This window comes from Paraglaciecola marina (assembly GCF_004360155.1).
Lineage (GTDB): Bacteria > Pseudomonadota > Gammaproteobacteria > Enterobacterales > Alteromonadaceae > Paraglaciecola > Paraglaciecola marina.
Genome location: NZ_ML178720.1, coordinates 316,016 through 339,755 on the forward strand (window position 1 = coordinate 316,016; position 23,740 = coordinate 339,755).

The following is a 23,740-nucleotide window of genomic DNA, read 5'->3' on the forward strand; positions in this document are numbered from 1 at the left end:
TGAGCTAACCGGCACACCTAAATGTGCGAGTTAGCCATAATCTTAAAGAAAACTAACTTGGAAAAGCAAAGCTTACACCTTCGCGTACGCCACTTGAAGGCCACCTTTGGGTAATGGTTTTACGCTTAGTATAAAACCTAACGCCATCTGGGCCATAGGCATGCAAATCACCAAACAATGAACGCTTCCAACCGCCAAAACTATGGTAAGCCACAGGCACAGGTAGAGGGACATTAATTCCCACCATTCCCACTTGTATATTGTCTGAGAAGTACCTAGCCGCTTCACCATCCCGAGTAAAAATACAGGTACCATTACCGTATTCATGATCATCAATTAACTGCATCGCTTGTTGCATAGTGTCTACGCGGATAACTTGTAACACAGGACCAAATATCTCAGCCTTATAGCTTTCCATATCTTTGGTGACGCCATCAATTAAAGTGGCACCGATAAAGAAACCATTATCGTAACCTTCAACCTTAGTATTTCGGCCATCGACTACAATTTTAGCGCCTTGTTGTTCGGCACTCGCTAAATAACCGCTGACCTTGTCTCGGTGTTGGCAACTAATCAGCGGGCCAAAATCGTTACTCGCATCTGTGTAAGCCCCTACTTTCAATCCAGTCATAGCTTGTTGCATTTTGTCTACTAAGGTATCGCCAGCTTTGTCGCCAACGGCCACAACAACAGACAAAGCCATACAGCGCTCTCCAGACGATCCAAAGGCCGCTCCTAACAACTGATTAACGGCGTTATCCATATCAGCATCAGGCATCACTATGGCATGATTTTTAGCACCACCTAACGCCTGACAACGTTTACCGGCAGCATTAGCTGTGGTGTAAATATATTCTGCGATTGGCGTTGAACCAACAAAGCTCACAGCTTTTACTGCGGGGTTAGTCAGCAACTCGTCTACCGCTTCTTTATCACCGTTCACTACATTCATGACGCCATCTGGCAAGCCTGCTTCTTTTAGCAATTGTGCAATGAAAAGTGTTGAGCTAGGCGCACGTTCAGAAGGTTTAAGAACAAAGGTATTGCCGCACACTATTGCTAACGGAAACATCCATAAGGGCACCATAGCTGGGAAATTAAACGGGGTAATCCCCGTTACCACACCCAAAGGTTGAAGCTCACTCCATGAATCAATATTCGGCCCCACATTTCTACTGTGCTCACCTTTTAATAATTGTGGCGCACCACAAGCAAACTCGACATTCTCAATGCCCCTTTGAATTTCGCCAGCCGCATCATGACTGATCTTGCCGTGCTCTTGACCAATCAACTCGGCAATATGCTCAGCATTGTCTTCAAGCAATTGCTTAAATTTAAACATCACCCTCGCCCGCTTCAATACCGGAGTATTTCGCCATGCAGGAAACGCTACTTGAGCAGTATCGATTGCCTCTTGCACAGTTTCTGCCGATGCCAATAGAACCTGCTTATCCACAGCCCCTGTTGCTGGGTTAGTGACATCTTGGGTGCGCCCTGAAGGAGTGACTATTTCTCCCTTAATAAAATGTCCAATAGTTGTCATAATTTTTCCTCAAACACAGTGCTACCCATTACCCAAATAAGGTCAATAGCAAACTGGGTAGTCTTATTAATAGAATGAAGCTTACCGACAGTTTTCTTTGTTGATTTTATGTGCACTGTCGGTAACCTTTTGATTTAAAGTAGGTTAGTCACTACTTTTAGTTAGGTGATGGTAACCACGGTTGTAATAAACGAGTGCTCCAGCCTGTTCTTTTTGTTTGATCCCTACCACTTCACAGATAATGACGTCGTGAGTAGCGACACTTTTCATTTCCACAATATTGCAATCAAAGGACACTGCAGACTCATCTAAAAGCGGTGAGCCAGTGACTAGGGTTTTCCAAGTGCCTTGTGCAAAACGTTCAGACATGGGTGCTTTTCCACCAAATAGATTTGATAAATTATCTTGTCCTGCGTCTAAGGTATTTATCACCAAACTGCTAGCGTTCTCAAAGGCTTTATAAACAGAAGCCCCGCGGTTTAAACACACCAATAGTGTAGGTGGGTTGTCACTCACACTGCATACGGCCGTAGCTGTAAAACCCGCTTTGCCTTGACCTGAGCCTGTGGTCACAACGCTAACTGTACCTGGTAAGGCTGACATACCCTGTCTAAATTCATCTCCAGAAATACACGGCGCGGTGTTCTTAAGTATCACTTCTTTTAATGCGCTCATGATGAGTCTCCTAGCTTAATATGTTTGTGTTATACAATTTTGCAGGCTTGCTCAAAGGCTAAGCGAGGCAGACGTTTATGAACTTTTTCACTGTCGCCATAGCCAAGGTTAATTAAAAAGTTAACCTTCCATGTACTATCTGCGAAAAATGTTTCATCTAATAATTTGGGGTTAAACCCAGACATAGCGCCGCAATCTAACCCTAAGGCACGAGCTGCACTTATTAGATAAGCACCTTGAAGTGAGCTGTTGCGCATAGCCGTTTCATAAGCCGCTTCTGGGCTACCAGTAAACCAACTTTTAGCATCAGCGTAAGGAAACAAAGTCGGCAGTTCTTCATAAAACTCTTCATCAAAAGCAACAATAACCGTACAAGGAGCCGACATAGTTTTATCTAAATTACCGCTCGATATTGTAGGCTTTAATTTTTCTTTACCCTCCGCAGACGTCACAAATACAAAACGTGCTGGGCTGCAGTTAGCTGACGTAGAGCCCAGCTTAACCATGTCATATAATTGAGTTAACAAAGCTTCAGGAATAGGTTTATCTTGCCAGTTTGAGTGGGTATGCGCGTCGTAAAAGAGTTGCGAAAGTGCTGCATCGTCTAAAGGTGTTGTCATCGGTAATGTTCCAAAATTTGTATTATTAATTTAAAAATTAGTTAGATAAGAATGTGAGTAATTTATCGTTGAATACATCTGGGGTAGTAACCGTACAAGCATGTCCCCCGTATTCATAAACTGCCAACTCTGCATTAGGTAAAAAGCCTGCTAGCACTTCAGATCTTTGCCAAGGCACCAACATATCGTCCTTGTTAGCAACGATTAAAGTAGGGGTAGTAATGCTTGCTATATCAGCCTCTATATCAAACTCGCTTAAAGCTTGTATTCTTGCTAATAAATTGGGTTTGTCAGGGAAAGACGCAAGCATATGTTGTTCTTCTTGCTCGAGCATATCGATATTTTGCATGATCCAATCTGGTGGATACAAAAACAAAGCTTGGGCCTGCAAGTACATTAGTGGCGGGCTATTATCTAATAATGATTTTCTTACCCTAAAACAACGTAAACTGTGTTCATTAGGGCTACTCCACGCATTAATTAACACCAGACTTTGTAGCAATTCGGGGCGCTCGATAGCAATTTGTAAGCCCACTAAGCCACCTAATGCATGGCCCACAAAATGGCAATCGCTCACATCGATACTATCTAAAAGCGCGAGTAACTCTGTTGCCATTGATTGAATAGAGTAACCACTAGGTAAAACTCCAGGGCTGCGACCTGTGCCATTTTGGTCATAGACAATCACCCGAAAACTACTTTCTAAGGCAGGCAGTTGAGCTTTCCAAAAATGAGCAGAGCCGCCTAATCCAGAGCTCAATACAACAGTTGGCGCCTCCGGATGTTTAGAGCCCAGTATTTCAAAATACATGTTTAAACCTTATTACACATTTAGAATTTATACCGCTTTTTGCTGCAAGGCACGTGTCTCTAAAAGCACTAGTCAATGTGGGCAATACTTGCGATCTCCACTAGCGCTTCCGGCTTAACCAAGCCACATTGAATACAGTAGCGAGCTGGTTTTTCGCCAGGGAAATACTCAGCATACACCTTATTCAACGCTGGATAGTCATCCCAACTGGTGATCATTATGGTGTTAAATGTCACATCATCCATAGTGCCACCAGCAGCTTCAACTACACTTTTAATGGTTTCTAAAATGTAACGAGTTTGCGCTTCTGCATCCCCAACGTGAACAATATTATTGTCTTTATCAAAGGCTAACGTACCCGAAACATACAAGATATTATCCGCCATAGAACCCGGAACAAAAGGAGCGATTGGGGTACTAGTGCCTGGTGGTATGATTGCTTTTTTACTCATTTTAGATTTCCTTTAATTTAGTTTTTTATGGTAATTATTTAGTGGCTTTATTAAGCCAGAACATCACAAAATTCATCTACACTAGATACCCAACCAAAAAAAGTAGCTATATTAAACAGCGCCGATTCTTGGATCATATCCGAGCCCGCTTGATAGGTAGCATCAGCCAATACAACGCCAAAATACTCCAAGAAAAAGCCATCTCGTAAGGTTGATTCCACACATACATTGGTAGCAATACCAGTAAACACTAAGTTACGAATGCCACGACTACGCATCATGCTATCTAGGTTAGTGTTAAAGAACCCGCTATAACGGGTTTTGGGGATAATGATATCTCCCTCTTGAGGGGTTAGCTCATCAACCAGTTCGTAGTCCCAGGTACCTTTTGCTAAGAGTGTGCCCATAAGCTCTGGGTTTTTACGCATGGTTTTTAAAGCGTTAGATTTATACCAATTTGGCGACCCTGGGCCACCTGCTTCAGCATATTTGTTGTCCCAACCATTTTGAAAGAACACAATAGGCATGTTAGCTTTTCTAGCCGCGGCAATCGCTTTAGCAGTTTGCGCAATTACAGGGCCTGTGCTTGAAATATCAAAGCCAGCCTTGTCTAAATAACCATTTTTACTGGCGTAAGCATTTTGCATATCTACAACTATTAGCGCAGTTTCAGTTACATCAAAGGCTAACGGTTCTGGCTTTGCAGGTAATATAATTTCATTAGGCTTATCGCCAGTACAATAACCAGCAATGGGGAGTTCTGTAACTTCAGACATTATTCACCTACCGCTGCTTTGATATGTTGACGAGATTTCATAAGTGGTTGAATCTTTTGTCCGTAATCATCCATGCCTTGGATAAAGTCATCAAAGGTTAGGAGTACACCCTCACAACCCGGCACAGTATCAATTTCGTCTAGCATGGCGGCAACTGAAGCATAAGAGCCTACTAAAGTGCCCATATTTAGGTTAACCGCTGATGTAGGATCAGTCATATCTCGAATATTGGTATCTTTTCCTGATTTTTTATCTGCGGCGCCCTGTTGTGTCATCCAATCTAAAGCAGATTGATCTTTACCATCTTTATACATTTGCCACTTAGCCATGGCTTTTTCATCAGTTTCGTCGGCAATAACCATGATCAATACCACCGAACCAACGTTTCTGCCTTTTTCTTCTGCCACAACTTTTAAACGCTCTGCCGTAGGGGCAAAAGCAGTTGGCGTATTTACGCCTTTTCCAAAGCAAAAGTTGTAATCTGCATGTTCAGCTGAAAACTCCATTCCCGCGGAACTTTGACCTGCACAAATAATAGGAATTTTAGATTCAGGCATGGGCTTCATACGGCAATCTTCCATATGGAAATGGTCACCTTTAAAATCACTACTTCCGGTTTCCCACAACTCTTTACACACTTTTATATACTCACCCAAGTATTCGTAGCGGTTAGAGAAAAACTCATCTCCAGGCCACATACCCATTTGTGAATACTCTGGACGTTGCCAGCCAGTAATTAGGTTTACACCAAAGCGGCCGTGAGAAATTGAATCAATAGTCGCCGCCATTCGGGCGACTATTGCCGGTGGCATCACTAATGTGGCGGCCGTTGCATATAGTTTAATTTTCGAGGTAACCGCGGCTAACCCTGCCATAAGGGTGAAAGACTCCAGGTTGTAATCCCAAAACTCAGTGTCGCCACCAAACCCTCTCAACTTAATCATGGATAAAGCAAAGTCCATATCGTACTGCTCTGCTTTTTGGACCACCTCTTTATTTAAATCAAAACTAGGTTTGTATTGAGGTGAAGTCTTTGAAATTAACCAGCCATTGTTACCAATTGGAATAAATACGCCTACGTCCACTATTGCCTCACTTATTTTTTGATTATCTTTATTACGTGCAACTAACTTAATTTGTAAGTAACAGCGTGACAGTTATAAACTGCTTAGTTGTTAAACAATAACCTGACTTAGCACATTTCAGACCAAATGGTAAAAACCTATATATAACAACACGATAAAAACAAAACACAGGCAAACTTGGACCAAACGGTCCAAAATGTTGCGTGATATTCGTGCAACAACGCACAAAAAAAAGGCACGTGAGAAAACCTAGATTATTTTAATCAGGGATATTAGAATTCTAGGGAACCAATTAAAGGATTCATTTACCTTGTCATCGGAAAAAACAACAGCCAATTCAGATACATCCCAAGCACTAGGCGGCGGAACTAAGCGTAGTCGAGCAAAACTAGATAAAAAGAATGCCATAATGCAAGCCGCACTAGAATTATTTTCTCGCCATGGTGTAAAAGGTACCAGAGTTGAAAAAATAGCTGCTTTAGCCAAGGTATCCAAAACTAACTTACTCTATTATTTCAATAGTAAAGAGCAACTCTACATAGAGGTAATGCAGCGACTATTGCAGGTTTGGCTTGCGCCTTTGGCTAGTTTTAACGAAGAACAAGATGCCATACAAACAATCAATGACTACATTAGAGTAAAATTAGAACTATCAAGAGACCACCCAGCGGAGTCTCGACTGTTTTGCATGGAAATGCTTCACGGTGCACCATTATTAGAAGATCAGCTAAAGTCTCCATTAAAGGAATTGGTTGATTCAAAAGCTGCGGTTATTAATGCTTGGATTGCTGCAGGAAAACTAGCGCCTGTAGACCCATACCACTTAATTTTCACTATATGGTCAACCACCCAACACTATGCAGATTTTCGCGTGCAAATTGAATCTATCACAGACAAAAATCTAGATGACCATGACTTTTTTGAGAGTACCCTTAGCAACCTACAAAACATCATTTTGCAAGGTGTACGCCCTAGTTAAATTAAGCAATGCTAAAGGGAATGCATAGTAGCTATACCTTACAACACCTTGCGTACTTGAAAAAAAATCAATGCTCCCCACATCTAATCCATCTGGCAGCGTTTTAAATTATTAAATCGCCATAGCCCACTCTTAGCCCTAACAACCAATAATTGATTAACCCTTGGTTGTTAAGAGATATCGAAGGAATTTTCGTGACTACAATTGTATCTGTACGCCGTAATAACCAAGTAGTTATTGCAGGTGATGGCCAAGTATCACTTGGTAATACCGTAATGAAAGGCAATGCTAAAAAAGTACGCCGTTTATATCATAACAAAGTACTGGCAGGGTTTGCCGGCGGCACCGCCGATGCATTTACCTTATTTGAACGGTTTGAGTCTAAATTAGAAATACACCAAGGTAACTTAACCCGTGCAGCGGTTGAGCTGGCCAAAGATTGGCGTAGTGATCGCGCTCTTCGTAAGCTTGAAGCCCTGTTAGCGGTAGCAGATGAAACTGCCTCTTTCATTATCACGGGTAACGGTGATGTGGTACAGCCAGAGAATGACTTAATTGCCATTGGTTCGGGAGGAAACTTCGCTCAAGCTTCAGCAATGGCACTACTTGCAAATACAGAGTTATCGGCAAAAGAAATTGCTGAAAAAAGTTTAACTATAGCCGGCGATATTTGTGTGTTTACCAATCATAGTCAAACAGTCGAAACCATAGACTACTAATATCAAACAGAATTTTACGAGCCACGCTTCAAAAGTGACTCACTTTATATAAGGTTTTCAATATGTCAGAAATGACCCCAAGAGAAATTGTTCACGAGTTGGACAGTCACATTATCGGCCAACAAGATGCTAAACGTGCAGTATCTATCGCGTTACGTAATAGATGGCGAAGAATGCAACTTGAGCCAGAACTTCGTCAAGAAGTCACGCCCAAAAACATCCTAATGATAGGCCCTACTGGTGTGGGTAAAACGGAAATTGCACGCCGCCTAGCAAAACTTGCCAATGCGCCTTTTATTAAAGTTGAAGCCACAAAATTCACGGAAGTGGGCTATGTGGGTAAAGAAGTGGAAACCATCATCCGAGACTTGGCTGATATCGCCGTTAAGATGACCAAAGAGCAAGCTACGCAAAAAGTAAAATTTCGCGCCGAAGAAAACGCAGAAGAGCGTATCTTAGACGCTCTATTACCGCCCCCCGAAAACGCCTTTGGCGAAAAAGAAGAGCCGCAAGACAAAGGCACCAGACAAATTTTTCGCAAAAAGCTACGTGAAGGCCAGTTAGATGATAAAGAAATCGAGCTAGATTTTGCTGCGCCTCAAGTTGGCGTAGAGATCATGGCGCCTCCGGGTATGGAAGAGATGACCAACCAACTTCAAGGTATGTTTCAAAACTTATCAGGTAAGGAAAAGAAAAAGAAAAAACTTAAGGTTAAAGAAGCCTTTAAGTTATTGATTGAAGAAGAAGCCAGCAAACTAGTGAATCAAGAAGACTTAAAGCAAACCGCTATTGAATCATTAGAGCAAAATGGCATTGTCTTCATCGATGAAATTGACAAAATTTGTAAGCGCGAAGGCACTACCAGCGGTGGCGATGTCTCCCGTGAAGGTGTACAACGAGACTTACTGCCATTAGTTGAAGGTTCAACCGTATCCACTAAACATGGCATGGTAAAAACTGATCACATTTTGTTTGTTGCATCTGGCGCATTCCAAATGAGTAAGCCATCTGATCTTATCCCTGAGTTACAAGGCCGCTTACCCATTCGTGTTGAATTATCAGCATTAACGTCTGATGACTTTGTGCGTATTTTGACAGAACCTAATGCTTCGTTAACCGAGCAATATGTGGCTTTACTTAAAACCGAAGGGGTTGATGTAACCTTTACCGAAGAAGGTATTAAGCGAATTGCTAATGCCGCTTGGCAAGTAAATGAACGCACCGAAAACATTGGTGCTAGACGTTTACACACAGTTATGGAGCGCTTAATGGAAGAAATTTCTTACGACGCTTCTGAAAGAAACGGGGAATCATTGATAGTCGATGCTGAGTACGTTAACAATCATCTAGATATGCTAGTAGAAGACGAAGACCTAAGTCGCTTTATTCTTTAATCACGTGCTACATAGTATCTAGCACATAAAAAATGCCGCTTATTTTAAGATAAAAGTAAGCGGCATTTTTGACTTTAAGGTTTGATATAAAGTTTAGCGCTAGCCACATCAATAATAGTGCTCATCTGGGCCAGGTGCTTATTACCTAAAACACCAATAAGACGTGGTTGGTTTTCAACATTTACCGCATTCATTAATGCAGTAAAATCAGTAGTAAAAAAGTCATCTGAAATAGTCGTATGCCCTAAGGTAATAAGACCATTTTTAAATACCTTCATAGGCAGCTCTATTCCTTCGCCAATAACGGTTTTTGCAGTGGGGTGGTCTTTCAAATCTAAACCAAACGACTTAAGTACAGACTCATCTAATACTATTTCAGGCGCTCCAGTATCAACTAATAATCTGACTTTTTGCTCTGCTAATAGAGCATCAACAAAACTAAAACCCATTGGTGAATTTTGCAAGGTAACGATATTGTATGGTTTATCAAAAGTTGCAGTTAGAAATTTATCTATGTCGGTCTGGCCATCAGGGAGCAGCAGCTTAGCGTTTTTCACGTCCAGCAAAGCATTCAACTCAACCAATGCATCGTTGCCTATAATACCCATCACTTCGGGAGAAAACCGGTTTGATGAATCATTAGAGAAAATAGACGTAAGACGAAGTTGTTTTTTGCCAATAGAAAATTGAGCTATATCCACTGGCATAGTAGCAATTTTGCCCGCATCAGCATCGCCTATGCGAACCCCGTCGATTCTATCCTTGTTAGTATTAATAGCAAAAACATCTAGGTTTTGACTAAAAATAACAGTGCCAGTTACACCGGTATCAAGTATGAATTTTGCCTGTACGTCATTGATAGAGGCATGTATTTCAAAGTGCCCATCTTCAGTCTTGATTAGAGGGATATGCTCCATCTCCGCATATGATAAAAATGACATGGCTGTTAAAAATACCAAAATGAATGCTTTCAAAAAAATATCCTTTTTATAAGTTGAAGTTATTTGGCCCATTTTCTTTAGAGAAGTTCAGATTTACTGACGAGCAAATTGATTCAACATACCCTCTCAACAGCCAGGCATATTGATATCTTCAACATAGAATCGAGTCAGCTGCTCCCCGTTAATGTTGGAATTCAATGAATACCTCTATTGTCGTAAAGAGTATGAATCAAGGTTTTGAATCCAAATAATGCACTTATCCACAGCACTTTTTATATTTTTTACCACTACCGCAGATACATGGATCATTCCGAGCAGGGGCTTTTTCAACGGTTACTGTACCCTTTTTATTCAGTAATGCAGTTAACTCGTTGATCTTCTCTACCGCTCCTTCCTTTGCATCAATGGTAATATCTGCATACAAATCAGCTTCAGCCACTAAAGCTTCAACTTCTTGCTTACGAGTGTCATTGGTAACCACTAACTTAAGGGGATATTTTTTGCTGCCTACAATACGGCTAGCGTTACGCTCATAACCGTATTTTAAAGTCGTTTGACGAGCGTCTTGACGACCTTTAAAAAAGAATTTATCTGACATTTGATGTTCCGAATATATAAAAGTAATGAGCAGATGCCATCATTAAATTGTCACAAAAACTAGTAAAAAATACTCTGCAAATACGAACAGGTTAAAGTGATAGGCTGCTATAAAAAATTATTCGCAAGTTTACTACAAGTACCAAGCTCACACATAGTCTGCCTGAGATTATTACAGTCTTTCGGACAAAAAAACGCCGCGCTAAGGCGGCGTTACAATTACAAATACTTTTTCTATAGTTACTCAATTAGCTGTTTCGGCTGAGTTCCTTGCTGCCCTGTTTTAGCCAAGATAAATGCGCCAATAAAAGCAGATAAAATAGAGCCTATCAATACCCCTACTTTAACACTCACCTGATACTCTAAGGGTTGCTCTTCAAAAGCTAAGGTCCCTATAAATAAACTCATAGTAAAGCCAATACCGCATAATAAAGTCACGCCGTACAGCTGTGCCCAAGTAGCTTTTTCGGGTAGTTTAGCCAAACCTGATTTAACGGTTAACCAACACACTCCGAAAATCCCCACCTGCTTACCAATAAATAAACCGGCAGCTATTCCTAAGGTAATAGGATTGAAGATATTATCCATAGTGGCACCAATTAATGACACGCCAGCATTGGCAAAGGCAAAAATAGGCAACACAAAAAACGCCACCCAACTATGAAGCTTATGTTCAAGGTGCTCCAACATTGGCTGACCATCGGTGTTTTTGAGTTTCAATGGGATAAACAAGGCTAATGCAAATCCTGCTAAGGTAGCGTGTACACCCGACTTTAACACTGCAGCCCATACAACAACCCCCACCAGAATGTAGATACCTTGAGTACGAACATTAAAGCGATTTAATAAAAACAACACAATTAATCCAGACACAGCAACCGCCAGAGAAACGGTAGATAAGTCTTGAGAATAAAATAGCGCAATAATAACAATAGCCCCAATGTCATCAAAAATAGCCACACTCAGTAAAAAGAGTTTTAAACTCAAGGGTAAAAATTTACCAAAGATAGTGAACACACCAACAGCGAAGGCAATATCAGTGGCAGACGGGATAGCCCAACCTGCAATTGCAACGGGGTCATCGCTATTAAACCAAACATAAATTAACGCTGGAAATACAATACCTGCAATGGCCGCCACTGCGGGTAATGTTATTTGGGCTGGTGACGATAAATTTCCTCCTAATATTTCTCGTTTAATTTCTAAACCAACAAGAAAGAAAAATATAGCCATTAAACCATCGTTTACCCACAGAATAAGAGGCTTAGCAATTTCAAAGTTTCCAAATGCTACAGTCACAGGGATAGCTAACAGCCCATTATAGAGCCCATTAAGCGGCGTATTAGCCATTATCATAGCTACTATAGCTGCCAGAATTAACACCACGCCACTCGCTGCGTCGTGCTTGAAAAAAGCCTGAATTGAACTAGGCATACTCCCCCCTTTACTAATTTTAAAAAGTAGTTATACAGAAAAAATATGCATTGTAATATTCGAATTATATTTGCATATCATCAACTTTAGATTGATGATTGTCGTTTTTATATAAGCTATCGCCCGTGACTAACCTAAACTATCAACATCTATTATATTTTTACATCACCGCAAAAGAAGGAAGTATCGCAAGAGCCTCTAAAGTATTGCACCTCACAGCTCAAACTATTAGCAGCCAGATATCAGTGTTAGAAGACACTTGCGGTTTTCAACTTTTCGATAGAATTGGTAAAAGGTTAGTATTAAATGAAAAAGGCAAGCTTACCTATACATTTGCAGATGATATATTCAAATTAGGTAATGAGCTTCAGCATACTCTAAAAAATCAATATCAAACCTCACAACATATTTTTACAGTGGGCATCACAGATGCGCTACCCAAAGTTTTAGCTTTCGATTTATTTCGCTCTTGTTTTGAAAACGACCTAAATACGCACCTTATTTGCAAAGAAGGAGATCTCGACTCTTTAATGACAGAACTTGCGGTTAATAAGCTAGATATAATTTTATCTGACAGACCTATGCTACCAGGTGTACATGTAAAAGCATTTAATCATGTTATTGGTGAAGGTGGCCTTACATTTTTAGCAAGTGCTAATCTAGCTGAGAGTTTAAAAGACAATTTTCCCCAATCCTTGCACCATCAACCCTTTCTAATTTCAGGCGAAAAATCAGTACAGCGACTAAACCTACTCACTTGGTTCGACAGTCTTGGTATACAACCAATCATAAAAGCAGAGTTTGAAGACAGTGCATTAACAAAACTTTTTGGGCAAGCTGGATACGGAGTATTCTGTGCGCCTACCTCAATCGAGCAACATTTAATGGAACACTATGATGTGAGCATTGTAGGTAGAACGAAAGATATAAAAGAAAACCTATATTTGATTTCCCCAGAACGAAAACTAAAACACCCGGCGGTTGTGCCTTTATTTGAACATGCTAAAACCATTGTTCAGGCTAAATAGAGTGGGGTTACAACTCTAAATAAGAATCTATTGAAATAGTGTAATTAGCCTTCTATATTAATGACACGCATGATTTACTAAAAGGATTTTTAACGTGTTTACCAGCATCTTTATGTCTTCAATATCAAGCCTAATACCATGTTAGCGGCAGTGACCCCTACCCTATTAAATGTTCGCAGTATGCCTACTCCAAGCTCAACTGTATTAGGGCAATTGACTCAAGGTATGGTGATAAAAGGTGATGGGCCTTTTGATGGTTGGGTGCAATTTAATTACCAAGATACCTTTGGTTTTATATCGGCTCACTATTTACAACCTATTAATGATTTAACCAAACTTACTGGAACCGTAAGTACCGACCGCCTTAATGTACGTGATGCTCCATCTGCTAGTGCAAAATACCTAGCCACACTGACTCGCGGCGCGTCTGTGAAAACCTTAGCATTTGTTAATGACTGGCTAGAAATAGAATTCAACGGATACACCGCATACGTTGCTGCTATTTATGTAGACTTGGTTTATTTATCAGCAGGCTATTACGCAAAAGTAAGTGCTGACTTATTAAATGTGCGGTCAGCCCCTTATCCAAACGCAGGCTTATTTGGGCAGCTTGCACAAGGAGAAAAGATTTGGGTAGAAGGACAGCAAAAAAGTTGGAGTCAAATTCGCTTTAATGGCAATCGTGGTTATGTTGCCAGCCAATATATTAATAAAGTAAATAGCACAGAGCCTGTTCCGATCGTTATAGATAACACTCAAGAAACTATCATTCCTCTCGAAAACCATAGAGAGAGTTTATCTCGATTGACACCCAACACTATTTTAACTGTGGCAGGGTCAAATGAGCAACGCAACGCAGCTGCCACTTGGAACAAATGGGGAGCTTTACTGGAATCACTCAGTGCTAAAAAAGAGCTAGATGTGGCCTGTGCATTGGCTGTACTTTGTGTAGAAAGCTCTGGAAAAGGGTTTGAACAAAACAACAGTGATCGCATGATTATCCGCTTCGAGAATCACAAATTTTGGACCTACTGGGGTAAATATAATCCACAGCAATACCGACAACATTTTCGTTACAGCAACAACAAAGTATGGCAAGGCCACGAATGGCGGCGAGATCTAACTGGCGAATGGGTCAGTTTTCATGGGCGTCAAGCTAGCGAATGGCAAGTATTTGAATTTGCACGGCAGCTAGATGAAAACGCTGCCATGTTATCCATCAGTATGGGCGCACCGCAAATTATGGGGTTTCATTACGAACGTATTGGTTACCAATCTGTGGTTGAAATGTTCGATGCTTTCTCACGAAACATTCAAGGGCAAGTTAACGGTTTATTTGATTTTTTTTCAACAAGAATGCTGGGATATTTACGAGATTTATCTTTTGAAGAGTTCGCAGGTATGTACAACGGCTCAGGACAGAAACAAGTTTACGGCCAAAAAATACAACAACATTATGCGGCATTTAAAAAGATGATGCCTAATTTGGATAACAGTCATCCCTAGGAGGGAATATGAACGTTTTTTCTTTTATAAGTAACATTTTTGAACCCGCAGTAAAATTAATTGATGAAGTACACACCAGTACTGAAGAAAAGCTCAAACTTCAAAGCCAAATTAAGGCTGTCGAAAACGAACTGCTTGCAAAGGTAATCGATTACGAAAACCAATTATTGCAAAGCAAAACCGCCATTATTACTGCCGAAGCAACGGGCCAGTCTTGGATGCAACGTAATTGGCGGCCTATCACAATGCTTACATTTTTAGGTCTGGTGGTATTTGACAGCTTTGGCTGGCTGCCTAACCCGTTAGCGAAGGAGGCATGGACTTTATTGCAGATTGGTTTAGGGGGATATGTTGCAGGACGCTCGGCAGAAAAGATGACTCAACAATATTTAAAAGCTCGCCCTGCCGAGCCAAAAAACGATATGGCCAAAGGATAAAGCCAACTCACCCATAGGTATCCCGTAAACCTGCTAAATAACTCATCTATCAGTTAAGAATGTTTAGCAGGTTAATCATTCATTTTTTGAGATACACCCGAGCAGTCTTTAAACTGTTTAAAAAACCGCCGTGCAATCTCGACATTTAATCTTCAGTTCCGTATGATGCGCGCCTTCGCTTGCTTGATAACCTTATCAGGGTGCAAGCCCATCTATTTACTTTATCTCTGGACGACAAACTTTTGATTTCTACTGCAAATATCACCATGCAATTTGGCGCTGAGCCATTGTTCGAAAATATCTCAGCCAAATTTGGCCAAGGCAACCGCTACGGACTGATAGGTGCCAATGGTTGTGGTAAATCAACCTTTATGAAAATTCTAACAGGTGAACTAGTACCCAGTGCTGGCAACGTGTCGATAACCCCTGGAGATAAAGTTGGTACTCTAAGCCAAAACCAATTCGCTTTTGAAGAATTTACTGTTGTCGATACCGTGATCATGGGTGACACCAAACTCTGGAAAATTAAGCAAGAAAGAGACGAAATCTATTCTAAGCCCGAAATGAGTGAAGAAGACGGTATGCACGTTGCTGAACTTGAAACGCAATTTGCAGAAATGGATGGCTACACAGCAGAAGCTCGTGCTGGAGATTTACTAATAGAAGCTGGCATAGAAGAAGACGCTCACTTTGGTTTGATGTCACAAATTCCCCCAGGAAAGAAGCTCAGAGTATTATTGGCTCAAGCATTATTCTCTAACCCAGACATATTGTTATTAGACGAACCTACCAACAACTTGGACATTTACACCATTAATTGGTTAGCTGAAGTACTAAACCAACGTAAATGCACAATGATCATTATTTCACACGATCGTCACTTCTTAAATTCTGTCTGTACCCATATGGCAGATATTGATTACGGCGAGCTACGCATCTATCCAGGTAACTACGAAGCCTATCAGGCCGCATCATCACTAATACAAGAACAGTTATTGACAGAAAATGCCAAGAAAAGCGCCGAAATGGATGAACTACAAGCCTTTGTTGACCGCTTCTCTGCAAATGCCTCAAAAGCAAAACAGGCTAGTTCTCGGGCAAGACGATTAGAAAAAATCACCCTTGATGAAGTTAAATCATCTAGCCGGCGTACTCCTAGAATTGTTTTAAAGCAACATAAAAAACTGCATCGCCAAGCTTTAATTCTTGAACAGCTAGGCCATGGATTTGATGACGAGTTGCTATTTAAAGGCGGAGAGTTAATTTTAGAAGCTGGTGCAAGGCTTGCAGTTATCGGTGAAAACGGTGTCGGCAAAACCACATTCCTACGCTGTTTGGTTGATGAGTTACAAGCAAAAGAAGGCGTGGTGAAATGGTCTGAAAATGCAACTATTGGGTATTGCCCCCAAGACAGCACAGCCGACTTTGCAGAAGATTTAACCTTATTTGATTGGATGTCCCAATGGCGAACTCCAAAACATGACGACTTAGCAGTAAGAGCCATGTTAGGTAGCTTGCTTTTCAGTGCAGATGACTTTAACAAAAAAGCCAAGGTATGCTCAGGTGGTGAGAAAAACCGCCTATTGTTTGGCAAGTTGATGATGTCTGATATCAATGTACTGATAATGGACGAACCCACAAACCATATGGATATGGAAGCCATTGAAGCACTTAATAACGCCTTGAAAAAATTCGACGGCACCTTGATTTTTGTAAGCCATGATAGACAATTTGTATCTTCACTTGCTACCCGAGTAATTGAAATAAACAACCAAGAAGTGATTAACTTCCAAGGTACTTACAACGAATACCTAGCCAGCCGTAAAGAAGCCCAAGCAAGAACTTAAGACTAAATCAGCCCATATTAAAGGTATGGGCTAAGACCTCTTAAAATCTATCACTCAGTTTCACCGCCCATTTTTTTATGCGATAAGTTTTTCTATGTACCCCTATAGGTTTTATATTGGGCCATTGCATAGTACATCATTAATAATTAGTCTAGGTTCACAGTATTTTATTCAAACAGAGTGGCACATGAACCAAGAGACCCAAAACATTCCTTTAGTTGATTCTTCACGCCGCAAATGGCTTAAGTCTGTAGGCTTAGGCGCTGGTGCAATGGCACTTACAGCATGTGTTGATTCAAGTGTGAAAGAACTTAGTGCTGCAGGCATGAAGACCGATCACTTTCCAACGGCTACACCTAACCTAAATGATGGCTTGGTTCGTTTATCATCGAATGAAAATGCTTTTGGTCCTTCAGCTAAAGCTGTCGAAGCTATGCAAGGCGAATTGTTTAATCTTGGCCGATATGCAGATGCTACCACCAGTGTTCTCATCAAAAAGATTGCCGCTCAAGAAGGTGTGTCTGAAGACCAAATTATCGTAACAAATGGCTCGTCACCTATTTTGTTTGGTTATGCTGACTGGATAGCTAAGAATGGCGGTAAACTAGTTACCTCAATGGCGACATATGAAGGCGTGCCTCGCGGTGCTGCATTTATGGGTGCTGATGTTACTTTTGTTCCTTTAGATGCTGATATGAACTTCGATCTTGATGCCATTGAAGCTGCCGTGACTGACGACACTACTGCAGTTTATGTATGCAATCCAAACAACCCAACAGGTACAGTTGTAGATGCCGCTAAATTAACCGCATTTGCTAAACGTGTTTCTAAAAGATGTCAGGTTTTCATCGATGAAGCCTATATCGAAATGACAGATGCATATCCTGCCAATGTGCAATCAAAATTAGCAGCAGATGGGCATAATGTGGTTATTTGTCGCACGTTCTCAAAAATTCATGCCATGGCAGGACAACGTTTAGGTTATGCCATTATGCCTGCAGAGCAAGCTAAAACTATGGGTCGCATGTTACGTATGGGTGGTGTGAATTACCTAGGTCTAGTTGCCGGTATGGCCAGCATGGACGACCACGCTAACTTAAATAAAATGCGTGACATGATAAAGACAGAGCGAGAAAAACTTACAACTGCCGCAGAAGAATTAGGCCGCCCCTATGCGAAAAATCCTCAAGGTAACTTCATCTATATGGATACAGGTATGCCTCATGATGAATTCGCAGCAAAAATGAAAGCACTTAAGGTGAGAGTTGTTGGTAGAACTTGGCCTGGCTATGACTCATGGTCACGTATTAGTGTGGGCACACCATCAGAAACAGATGCTTGCGTTGCAGCATTAAAAGCGGTTTTAGCGTAAATCGATTGCAATAATAATAATATCTCTTCATATAGACCTGAGTAGCGCTAGCAATAGATATACTGAGGTCTAAATGAAACACTACAGCCTAATCATATTTGATTGGGCTTTTTTTATGCTCAATATAGAGTTTAAGACACTCAACTACCATGGAGCAGGCAGCAAAACTTGATAACATAGCCACATATGACAATCTAATGGTCTTCGACTAATGCAAAATCATAACGCCTCTCCCCTAAATGACTTTATTGAATATCCACCAGCAGAAATGCTAGCGCGTTCTAAACAGTTTTATATAGACATAAAACGTCGCCATAGCATTCGCCAATTTAGTGATCGGAACGTTGATAAAGCTATTATTGAAAATTGCTTAAAGGCCGCAGGTACCGCACCTAACGGCGCAAACCACCAGCCTTGGCACTTTGCTGCTATTCATTCACCAGAAATTAAAAAGCAAGTACGAGAACAAGCAGAAGCCCACGAACGAGGCTTTTATGAAGGCCGAGCAGGAGAAGAATGGTTAGGAGCTTTAAAGCCATTAGGCACAGACGCAAACAAGCCTTATCTTGAACACGCCCCCTGGTTGATTGCCATTTTTAGTCAGAAAAATAAAGAGTCTGAAGCCGGCCAAAAACAAAATAACTACTATGTACATGAGTCAGTAGGTATTGCCACAGGCTTTTTGATAAATGCCTTACATCACTCAGGCCTAGTTACTCTTACCCATACTCCTAAACCCATGAGTTTTTTATCTAAAATTTGCAAGCGTCCAGACAATGAACGCCCCTACATGCTGTTAATCGTGGGCTATCCTGCAAGTAGCGCTACTGTACCTCACCACGCTAGTACTAAAAAATCACTAGATGAAATTGCAAGTTTTCTATGATGGCTATCAAAGCACTTTTAACAGCGGTTATCTTATTGTTTTCAGGCCTAGGTATTGCCTGCCAAGAGTGGCAAGCTAGTACCAAAAACAACCAAGTGTCAGGTTGGGATTATCAACTTAATCCTCAGAATGTAATGGTTACACCTGATCCTAAAGATAGTAGTGCTAAAGTAATAAAGTTTACTATCACCCCAGATTCAATTTGGCCTAATGGCCATACTCGGGCAGAATTAAAGCACAATGGTTGCGCAACAAACGAAGGTGATACTAGCTATTTTTCTTGGGAGTTTTATCTAGACAGGCCCATCAAGATCACTAACAACATAGCCTACTGGGAAACAGACAAAACCTACCAACAAAGTATGGGATTTTATCTCAAGCCAGAAGTTAAAAGCGGACATCCAATTACAGAATTGACATTTTTTAGTAGCCACCCAAAACGTCAGATACATTGGCAAACAATTGTTGAAGTAGATAAATGGCATAAAATAGATATGGCTTTGACCTGGTCTGAAAACAAACAAGATGGACGCATTAGCCTGTGGTTTAACAACCAAGCAGTGATTACCAAGTTAACGGCTAAAACCAAACCCGATGCTAACCAATTATTTGTGCAACTTGGTTTACATAGAAACCAATCAGACACACTTGTAGATACTATTTACCTGCGTAATGTCAAAGAGACTCGCTCTTTGGCACAACTGTTAACGGTTAAGTAAAGTGTAATAACAAGCCGCTATTGGGCTACTTTGCTAAATCGACCTCTCGGGCGGTTTTAAAATCTGAAGGCATTTTCCATTTAGGCCATTCACTTGAATTAGCTAATGTTTCTGTAATATCTACCATCAACTCAATATCTTGCTTTACACCACCGAGTGACCAGTCGGTAGAGTAGTCATCTGCTGCTTTATGATATTTATGGGCAATATAATCTGGGTCAGTATCACCTAAACTCATAAACAATAAGCTTGGTACACCTTGTTTAGCCATTGAAAAATGGTCAGAGCGGAAAAACAAACCATTTTGAGGACGAGGGTCTAGTTTCACCTTGCGGTTTTGTTTAGCAGTTGCAGCGGCAAGGTAGTCTTCCATTTCTGATAAGCCATCACCGTATTGCAGAATATAATCCACTTCATCAAGGACATTCATGCCATCAATGTTAACCAAAGCGACCATATCTTGGGTAGCTATAATCTCGCCTTTAGAAAACTGTTCAGAGCCAATTAAACCAGTTTCTTCTGCAGTAAAATTAATAAATAAAATCGACCGCTCAAAAGGGGTAACCTTATGCTTGGCCATTAATATTCTAGCCATTTCTAAGGTACCCGCAGTACCCGATGCGTTATCTACGGCGCCATTATAGATAATATCTCCACTAGGCGTTTTCTTAGTACCAAAGTGATCCCAGTGAGCTCCTACCAGTAAATATTCGTTGGGATACTTACTTCCCTCAATTTTGGCAATGACATTATGTGAGGTTGCATGACTTATCTCATTTTTAAGGGTCAAATTAACATTTTGCTTTAAGGTAACGGCACGAAAGCGTTTACTTAAGGCTTGCTTCTTGAGTACCTGATAATCAAGGCCTGACTGTTCAAAAATGTCCTCGGTAGCCGCCAATTGTAACCAGCCCATTATGGGCAACTTAGAGGCATTATCAGATGCATCAACAAGTGTATATTTGCTACCTGTATTAGAACTTTCTACCACACTCCAAGGGTAAGCTGCGGGGGCGGTTTCATGTACTATCAAGACTGCTTTGGCACCTTGGCGAGCAGCTTCTTCATATTTGTAAGTCCAGCGACCATAGTAGGTCATGGCATTGCCGGTAAATATCTCTGGATCTTGTGTCGCAAAACCTGGGTCATTCACAAGGACGATAACGGTTTTGCCTTTAACATCGACATTAGCATAGTCGTTCCAATTGTACTCTGGAGCATTAATACCATACCCCACAAATACCAAAGGCGTGTTATCTAATTCGATTTTTTCGCTAATTTGCTCAGTGCGAGCCGTAAAATCAGCTCCAGATTGCAAAGATAAGTCGCCAATCTTCAGCATAATATTTGGGTTTGGGGTAATCTGCGCCATAGGCACAGCTTGATAATAATGCCCTAAAGACGATTCACCAACTCGATTGGGGTTAGCGCCAACAAGCTCCATTTTTTGGTACTCGGTTGCCAAATACTCAATCGTAAGGGCTTCACCCTGGGTTAAAGGTCCGCGGCCTGCAAACTTATCTGAAGCCAGTACTTTAATATGTTCAGCAACCAAAGGTAAATCAACCGAAAAATGCTCTTTGGAGTCTGCAAAAACAGCAAAATTAATAAGTAAAAAAGATAGCGTGAATAAAGACTTAAGACGTAAACCAATAAAACGGAAAAAGAGTATAGGTGACATTTATAGAATCTCTTAATTATAATAGGGCAAGTTTATCGCACTTGCCTATACACTTCTAAATAAACCGCACCTACCTTATACATTTGATCACGAGACATACATGAAGCTAAATTTCCATAAATCATTCTGGGAAGCCCCCTGCACCACCGAACAGGATTTACACCAATTACTCGAACGAACCCATAGGGATGGGTATCAAGGCACTGAGTTATTTTTACCTTTTTTTGACTTTGATGCTGAATTGACATTGGCAGCCCATCGCCAACATTCCTTAAACATTATTACCGGAATAGCCACAGAGGGCAGTAACTTAGCAGAGCACCTTAGAAGTATGGAGCGACAAGTTGAAAAAGCCTTGTCATTTAATCCTATACTCATTAACAGTCATACAGGCCGTGATATTTTTAGCCTAGAAGACAATCTAGTACTGTTTGAACATGCTTTAGAGTTAGAGCAAAAATTCGATATTTGCATCACCCACGAAACCCATAGGTTCAGACCTACCTTCAGTACATTTGATACAGAAAAAATCGTCGCGGCGTTGCCTGAGCTAAAATTGAATTTAGACATTAGCCATTGGATGGTGGTTCACGAGTCCGATCTAAATGACCAACTAGCCCGGTTAAAGAAAATTTTTCCTCAGGTTCATCATATTCATGCCCGAGTGGGATTTGAAGAGGGGCCACAGGTAACTAACCCACAAGATTCTCTATGGAAAAGCCATGTAGATAACCATGTGAAGTTATGGCAAAGCGTCATAGATTTCGCTAAAAAACGCAATCAAGAAGACTTTACTATCACCCCAGAGTTTGGGCCATTTCCCTACGCCCATGTGCAGCCCCAATCACATCAACCTCTAGCTGATATTTGGGAAGCCAATAACTTTATGCGTAAGCACCTACAAGACAGATTGAGTTAAGCAACTCAGTCTGTCTTAAGGCTAAGATTAATTTAATGTTTTAAGCTGTTCGATAACATCTTCTGGCTCAGAACGGTTGCGATAATCAACATCAACAAAACGCCACACAATATCGCCCGCCTGGTTAACAATAAATGTCGCAGGGATAGGTAAAATACTGCCGTTACCGTTATTAATTTTTTCTAAATCTAACCCTCTGTCCTTTTTCATATGCTCGGTTAGTACCTCAGGTACTTGCCATGCCACACCAAAGGCCTCAGCTAATTTTGCATCTTGGTCAGATAAAACCGGAAATGTCAGCTCTTGCTTTTCAACAATACTTAATGACTCGTCAGGCACTTGAGCACTAATAGCGACGAGCTCAGCATTTAGCCCATGAATTTCTGCTAAACGCTGACTCAAGGCTCTAAGCTGCAGGTTACAATAAGGGCACCAACTGCCACGGTAAAAGGTCACCACTAGAGCACCATTTGCTAATAAATCACTGGACTTTACTTGCTTGCCATTGGCGTCAGGTAAATCAAAACTTGGTGCTTTACTACCAACTGCTAAAGCACTATCACCTTGTTTAAACGCTACAGCATCCGCTAAAAGTTTATCTACCTTTTGGGCAAACTCAGGGTTACCTTGGCGGGTTTTATCCATTTGTGAATCTGTTTGACTTCTAAGACTTGTCATTTTTTACCTAATCAATTATTTAAACAATTTGAGCTGCATTCGGAATAGAGCGCTCAATAAAAACTAAGGCGTCTGACTGTTCAGACTAAACAAAGTTCTCTATCTAACACCTTATAAATATATATTGTACTGGCTTAAAATGATTTAAAAGCCTAATTCTAGTGTTTAAGTTCAGTTGCAAAGGTTACGGAACAAACTACGGTCACCTAAAAATAAAAGCTAATCGACCATAAAGCCCCAACCATCACTAACACCACCGTGCTTATCCGCTATTCCAGCGAAGACATATTCAACCATGGTTATAAATTTATGGGTGGGCACCATTTTTCTGGAAATGCATACTGATATTGGGTCTTCGTCTACGTATATATCGACTTCAACATCTAAGAATTTTTCTACCACTTCGTTTGCCATGTTTGTTGCTGATTGCTCATCTACAAACAAGTGGCAAAAATCCACTACGTATTCTTTATCTAAATCAACACCACTATCTTTAAATTGCTGTAATACTTGTCCGTTGGCATCTTTTGGAAAATCCCTTGTTTGTGCACAAGCGGTTACAAATAAAACCATGAGACTTAGAAATATAATGCGTATCATAAAACTCCTAAAATTTAACCCTTCTGGGTATAGAAATGGGC

24 protein-coding genes are annotated in these 23,740 nt (G+C 40.8%); 11 read left to right on the forward strand and 13 right to left on the reverse strand.

Annotation, left to right across the window (positions count from 1 at the left end):
• Nucleotides 1-52 precede the first annotated feature (52 nt).
• The 7 genes from EOK74_RS01380 to rutA all read right to left on the reverse strand — a co-directional run bounded on the left by EOK74_RS01380 (nt 53) and on the right by rutA (nt 5,962).
• Entirely contained in the window at nt 53-1,543 is a 1,491-nt protein-coding gene (locus EOK74_RS01380; protein ID WP_133468108.1) for a CoA-acylating methylmalonate-semialdehyde dehydrogenase, read from the reverse strand.
• 144 nt (nt 1,544-1,687) lie between these two features.
• Nucleotides 1,688-2,218 (reverse strand): flavin reductase, encoded by a 531-nt coding sequence (locus EOK74_RS01385; protein WP_133468109.1) that lies wholly within the window; start codon nt 2,216-2,218, stop codon nt 1,688-1,690.
• A gap of 29 nt (nt 2,219-2,247) precedes the next feature.
• The gene (locus tag EOK74_RS01390; protein ID WP_133468110.1) at nt 2,248-2,838 is read right to left on the reverse strand and encodes a malonic semialdehyde reductase; all 591 of its coding nucleotides are present in this window, start codon (nt 2,836-2,838) and stop codon (nt 2,248-2,250) included.
• A gap of 37 nt (nt 2,839-2,875) precedes the next feature.
• On the reverse strand, nt 2,876-3,649 hold the full coding sequence (gene rutD / locus EOK74_RS01395; protein ID WP_133468111.1) for a pyrimidine utilization protein D: 774 nt from the start codon (nt 3,647-3,649) through the stop codon (nt 2,876-2,878).
• Between the two features lie 68 nt (nt 3,650-3,717).
• Nucleotides 3,718-4,101: a pyrimidine utilization protein C gene (gene rutC / locus EOK74_RS01400; protein WP_133468112.1), complete on the reverse strand. Its 384-nt coding sequence runs from the start codon at nt 4,099-4,101 to the stop codon at nt 3,718-3,720.
• Nucleotides 4,102-4,151: 50 nt separating this feature from the next.
• Nucleotides 4,152-4,877 carry a pyrimidine utilization protein B gene (gene rutB, locus EOK74_RS01405; protein ID WP_133468113.1) on the reverse strand — a complete coding sequence of 242 codons (726 nt, stop codon included), beginning with the start codon at nt 4,875-4,877 and terminating at the stop codon, nt 4,152-4,154.
• Nucleotides 4,877-5,962 (reverse strand): pyrimidine utilization protein A, encoded by a 1,086-nt coding sequence (gene rutA / locus EOK74_RS01410; protein WP_133468114.1) that lies wholly within the window; start codon nt 5,960-5,962, stop codon nt 4,877-4,879. The genes rutB and rutA overlap by 1 nt, the downstream gene beginning before the upstream one ends.
• 310 nt (nt 5,963-6,272) lie before the next feature.
• Here rutA and rutR point away from each other — a divergent pair, with 310 nt between their 5' ends.
• The 3 genes from rutR to hslU all read left to right on the forward strand — a co-directional run bounded on the left by rutR (nt 6,273) and on the right by hslU (nt 9,054).
• Complete coding sequence (rutR, locus tag EOK74_RS01415) at nt 6,273-6,941, forward strand: HTH-type transcriptional regulator RutR (protein ID WP_239023959.1); 669 nt, start codon at nt 6,273-6,275, stop codon at nt 6,939-6,941.
• A 194-nt stretch (nt 6,942-7,135) separates the two neighbouring features.
• A complete protein-coding gene (hslV, locus tag EOK74_RS01420) occupies nt 7,136-7,660 on the forward strand; it encodes an ATP-dependent protease subunit HslV (RefSeq protein WP_133468115.1) in 525 nt (174 codons plus the stop codon).
• Nucleotides 7,661-7,722: 62 nt separating this feature from the next.
• On the forward strand, nt 7,723-9,054 hold the full coding sequence (gene hslU, locus EOK74_RS01425) for an HslU--HslV peptidase ATPase subunit (protein ID WP_133468116.1): 1,332 nt from the start codon (nt 7,723-7,725) through the stop codon (nt 9,052-9,054).
• Nucleotides 9,055-9,128: 74 nt separating this feature from the next.
• On the opposite strand, the gene EOK74_RS01430 is transcribed toward hslU, so the two are convergent.
• The 3 genes from EOK74_RS01430 to nhaA all read right to left on the reverse strand — a co-directional run bounded on the left by EOK74_RS01430 (nt 9,129) and on the right by nhaA (nt 12,026).
• Nucleotides 9,129-10,028, reverse strand: a complete 900-nt coding sequence (locus EOK74_RS01430; protein ID WP_166638694.1) for a pepsin/retropepsin-like aspartic protease family protein — start codon at nt 10,026-10,028, stop codon at nt 9,129-9,131.
• 223 nt (nt 10,029-10,251) lie between these two features.
• On the reverse strand, nt 10,252-10,593 hold the full coding sequence (locus tag EOK74_RS01435) for a PBPRA1643 family SWIM/SEC-C metal-binding motif protein (RefSeq protein ID WP_133468118.1): 342 nt from the start codon (nt 10,591-10,593) through the stop codon (nt 10,252-10,254).
• Between the two features lie 239 nt (nt 10,594-10,832).
• On the reverse strand, nt 10,833-12,026 hold the full coding sequence (gene nhaA / locus EOK74_RS01440; protein ID WP_133468119.1) for a Na+/H+ antiporter NhaA: 1,194 nt from the start codon (nt 12,024-12,026) through the stop codon (nt 10,833-10,835).
• Nucleotides 12,027-12,151: 125 nt separating this feature from the next.
• Here nhaA and EOK74_RS01445 point away from each other — a divergent pair, with 125 nt between their 5' ends.
• From EOK74_RS01445 to EOK74_RS01475, 7 genes are all read left to right on the forward strand, one after another.
• Complete coding sequence (locus tag EOK74_RS01445) at nt 12,152-13,054, forward strand: LysR family transcriptional regulator (protein ID WP_133468120.1); 903 nt, start codon at nt 12,152-12,154, stop codon at nt 13,052-13,054.
• A 138-nt stretch (nt 13,055-13,192) separates the two neighbouring features.
• Nucleotides 13,193-14,560: an N-acetylmuramidase domain-containing protein gene (locus EOK74_RS01450; protein WP_133468121.1), complete on the forward strand. Its 1,368-nt coding sequence runs from the start codon at nt 13,193-13,195 to the stop codon at nt 14,558-14,560.
• Between the two features lie 8 nt (nt 14,561-14,568).
• Nucleotides 14,569-14,997 carry a 3TM-type holin gene (locus tag EOK74_RS01455; protein ID WP_133468122.1) on the forward strand — a complete coding sequence of 143 codons (429 nt, stop codon included), beginning with the start codon at nt 14,569-14,571 and terminating at the stop codon, nt 14,995-14,997.
• A 242-nt stretch (nt 14,998-15,239) separates the two neighbouring features.
• Nucleotides 15,240-16,844 carry an ABC-F family ATPase gene (locus tag EOK74_RS01460; RefSeq protein ID WP_133468238.1) on the forward strand — a complete coding sequence of 535 codons (1,605 nt, stop codon included), beginning with the start codon at nt 15,240-15,242 and terminating at the stop codon, nt 16,842-16,844.
• A 187-nt stretch (nt 16,845-17,031) separates the two neighbouring features.
• On the forward strand, nt 17,032-18,216 hold the full coding sequence (locus EOK74_RS01465; RefSeq protein ID WP_133468123.1) for a pyridoxal phosphate-dependent aminotransferase: 1,185 nt from the start codon (nt 17,032-17,034) through the stop codon (nt 18,214-18,216).
• A gap of 211 nt (nt 18,217-18,427) precedes the next feature.
• Nucleotides 18,428-19,102: a nitroreductase family protein gene (locus EOK74_RS01470; protein ID WP_133468124.1), complete on the forward strand. Its 675-nt coding sequence runs from the start codon at nt 18,428-18,430 to the stop codon at nt 19,100-19,102.
• Nucleotides 19,099-19,821 carry a heparin lyase I family protein gene (locus EOK74_RS01475; protein ID WP_133468125.1) on the forward strand — a complete coding sequence of 241 codons (723 nt, stop codon included), beginning with the start codon at nt 19,099-19,101 and terminating at the stop codon, nt 19,819-19,821. Before EOK74_RS01470 ends, EOK74_RS01475 begins: the two co-directional genes overlap by 4 nt.
• A gap of 25 nt (nt 19,822-19,846) precedes the next feature.
• On the opposite strand, the gene EOK74_RS01480 is transcribed toward EOK74_RS01475, so the two are convergent.
• Entirely contained in the window at nt 19,847-21,502 is a 1,656-nt protein-coding gene (locus EOK74_RS01480; protein WP_133468126.1) for a M28 family metallopeptidase, read from the reverse strand.
• A gap of 100 nt (nt 21,503-21,602) precedes the next feature.
• On the opposite strand from EOK74_RS01480, the gene EOK74_RS01485 reads away from it, so the two are divergent.
• Nucleotides 21,603-22,421, forward strand: a complete 819-nt coding sequence (locus tag EOK74_RS01485) for a sugar phosphate isomerase/epimerase family protein (protein ID WP_133468127.1) — start codon at nt 21,603-21,605, stop codon at nt 22,419-22,421.
• Between the two features lie 27 nt (nt 22,422-22,448).
• Here EOK74_RS01485 and EOK74_RS01490 read toward each other — a convergent pair whose 3' ends face one another.
• Both EOK74_RS01490 and EOK74_RS01495 read right to left on the reverse strand, forming a co-directional pair.
• A complete protein-coding gene (locus EOK74_RS01490) occupies nt 22,449-23,099 on the reverse strand; it encodes a peroxiredoxin-like family protein (protein ID WP_133468128.1) in 651 nt (216 codons plus the stop codon).
• A gap of 219 nt (nt 23,100-23,318) precedes the next feature.
• The gene (locus tag EOK74_RS01495) at nt 23,319-23,699 is read right to left on the reverse strand and encodes a ribonuclease E inhibitor RraB (RefSeq protein ID WP_133468129.1); all 381 of its coding nucleotides are present in this window, start codon (nt 23,697-23,699) and stop codon (nt 23,319-23,321) included.
• Nucleotides 23,700-23,740 lie beyond the last annotated feature (41 nt).

Excerpts from the sequence above, each read along its gene's own strand:
- rutC (WP_133468112.1), bottom strand. The coding sequence starts at position 4,101 with ATGAGTAAAAAAGCAATCATACCACCAGGCACTAGTACCCCAATCGCT.
- EOK74_RS01490 (WP_133468128.1), bottom strand. The coding sequence starts at position 23,099 with ATGACAAGTCTTAGAAGTCAAACAGATTCACAAATGGATAAAACCCGC.
- nhaA (WP_133468119.1), bottom strand. The coding sequence starts at position 12,026 with ATGCCTAGTTCAATTCAGGCTTTTTTCAAGCACGACGCAGCGAGTGGC.
- EOK74_RS01485 (WP_133468127.1), top strand. The coding sequence starts at position 21,603 with ATGAAGCTAAATTTCCATAAATCATTCTGGGAAGCCCCCTGCACCACC.
- EOK74_RS01435 (WP_133468118.1), bottom strand. The coding sequence starts at position 10,593 with ATGTCAGATAAATTCTTTTTTAAAGGTCGTCAAGACGCTCGTCAAACG.
- EOK74_RS01465 (WP_133468123.1), top strand. The coding sequence starts at position 17,032 with ATGAACCAAGAGACCCAAAACATTCCTTTAGTTGATTCTTCACGCCGC.
- EOK74_RS01380 (WP_133468108.1), bottom strand. The coding sequence starts at position 1,543 with ATGACAACTATTGGACATTTTATTAAGGGAGAAATAGTCACTCCTTCA.
- rutD (WP_133468111.1), bottom strand. The coding sequence starts at position 3,649 with ATGTATTTTGAAATACTGGGCTCTAAACATCCGGAGGCGCCAACTGTT.
- EOK74_RS01480 (WP_133468126.1), bottom strand. The coding sequence starts at position 21,502 with ATGTCACCTATACTCTTTTTCCGTTTTATTGGTTTACGTCTTAAGTCT.
- EOK74_RS01470 (WP_133468124.1), top strand. The coding sequence starts at position 18,428 with ATGCAAAATCATAACGCCTCTCCCCTAAATGACTTTATTGAATATCCA.
- EOK74_RS01385 (WP_133468109.1), bottom strand. The coding sequence starts at position 2,218 with ATGAGCGCATTAAAAGAAGTGATACTTAAGAACACCGCGCCGTGTATT.
- EOK74_RS01495 (WP_133468129.1), bottom strand. The coding sequence starts at position 23,699 with ATGATACGCATTATATTTCTAAGTCTCATGGTTTTATTTGTAACCGCT.
- rutB (WP_133468113.1), bottom strand. The coding sequence starts at position 4,877 with ATGTCTGAAGTTACAGAACTCCCCATTGCTGGTTATTGTACTGGCGAT.
- EOK74_RS01450 (WP_133468121.1), top strand. The coding sequence starts at position 13,193 with ATGTTAGCGGCAGTGACCCCTACCCTATTAAATGTTCGCAGTATGCCT.
- EOK74_RS01390 (WP_133468110.1), bottom strand. The coding sequence starts at position 2,838 with ATGACAACACCTTTAGACGATGCAGCACTTTCGCAACTCTTTTACGAC.
- EOK74_RS01455 (WP_133468122.1), top strand. The coding sequence starts at position 14,569 with ATGAACGTTTTTTCTTTTATAAGTAACATTTTTGAACCCGCAGTAAAA.
- EOK74_RS01475 (WP_133468125.1), top strand. The coding sequence starts at position 19,099 with ATGATGGCTATCAAAGCACTTTTAACAGCGGTTATCTTATTGTTTTCA.
- hslU (WP_133468116.1), top strand. The coding sequence starts at position 7,723 with ATGTCAGAAATGACCCCAAGAGAAATTGTTCACGAGTTGGACAGTCAC.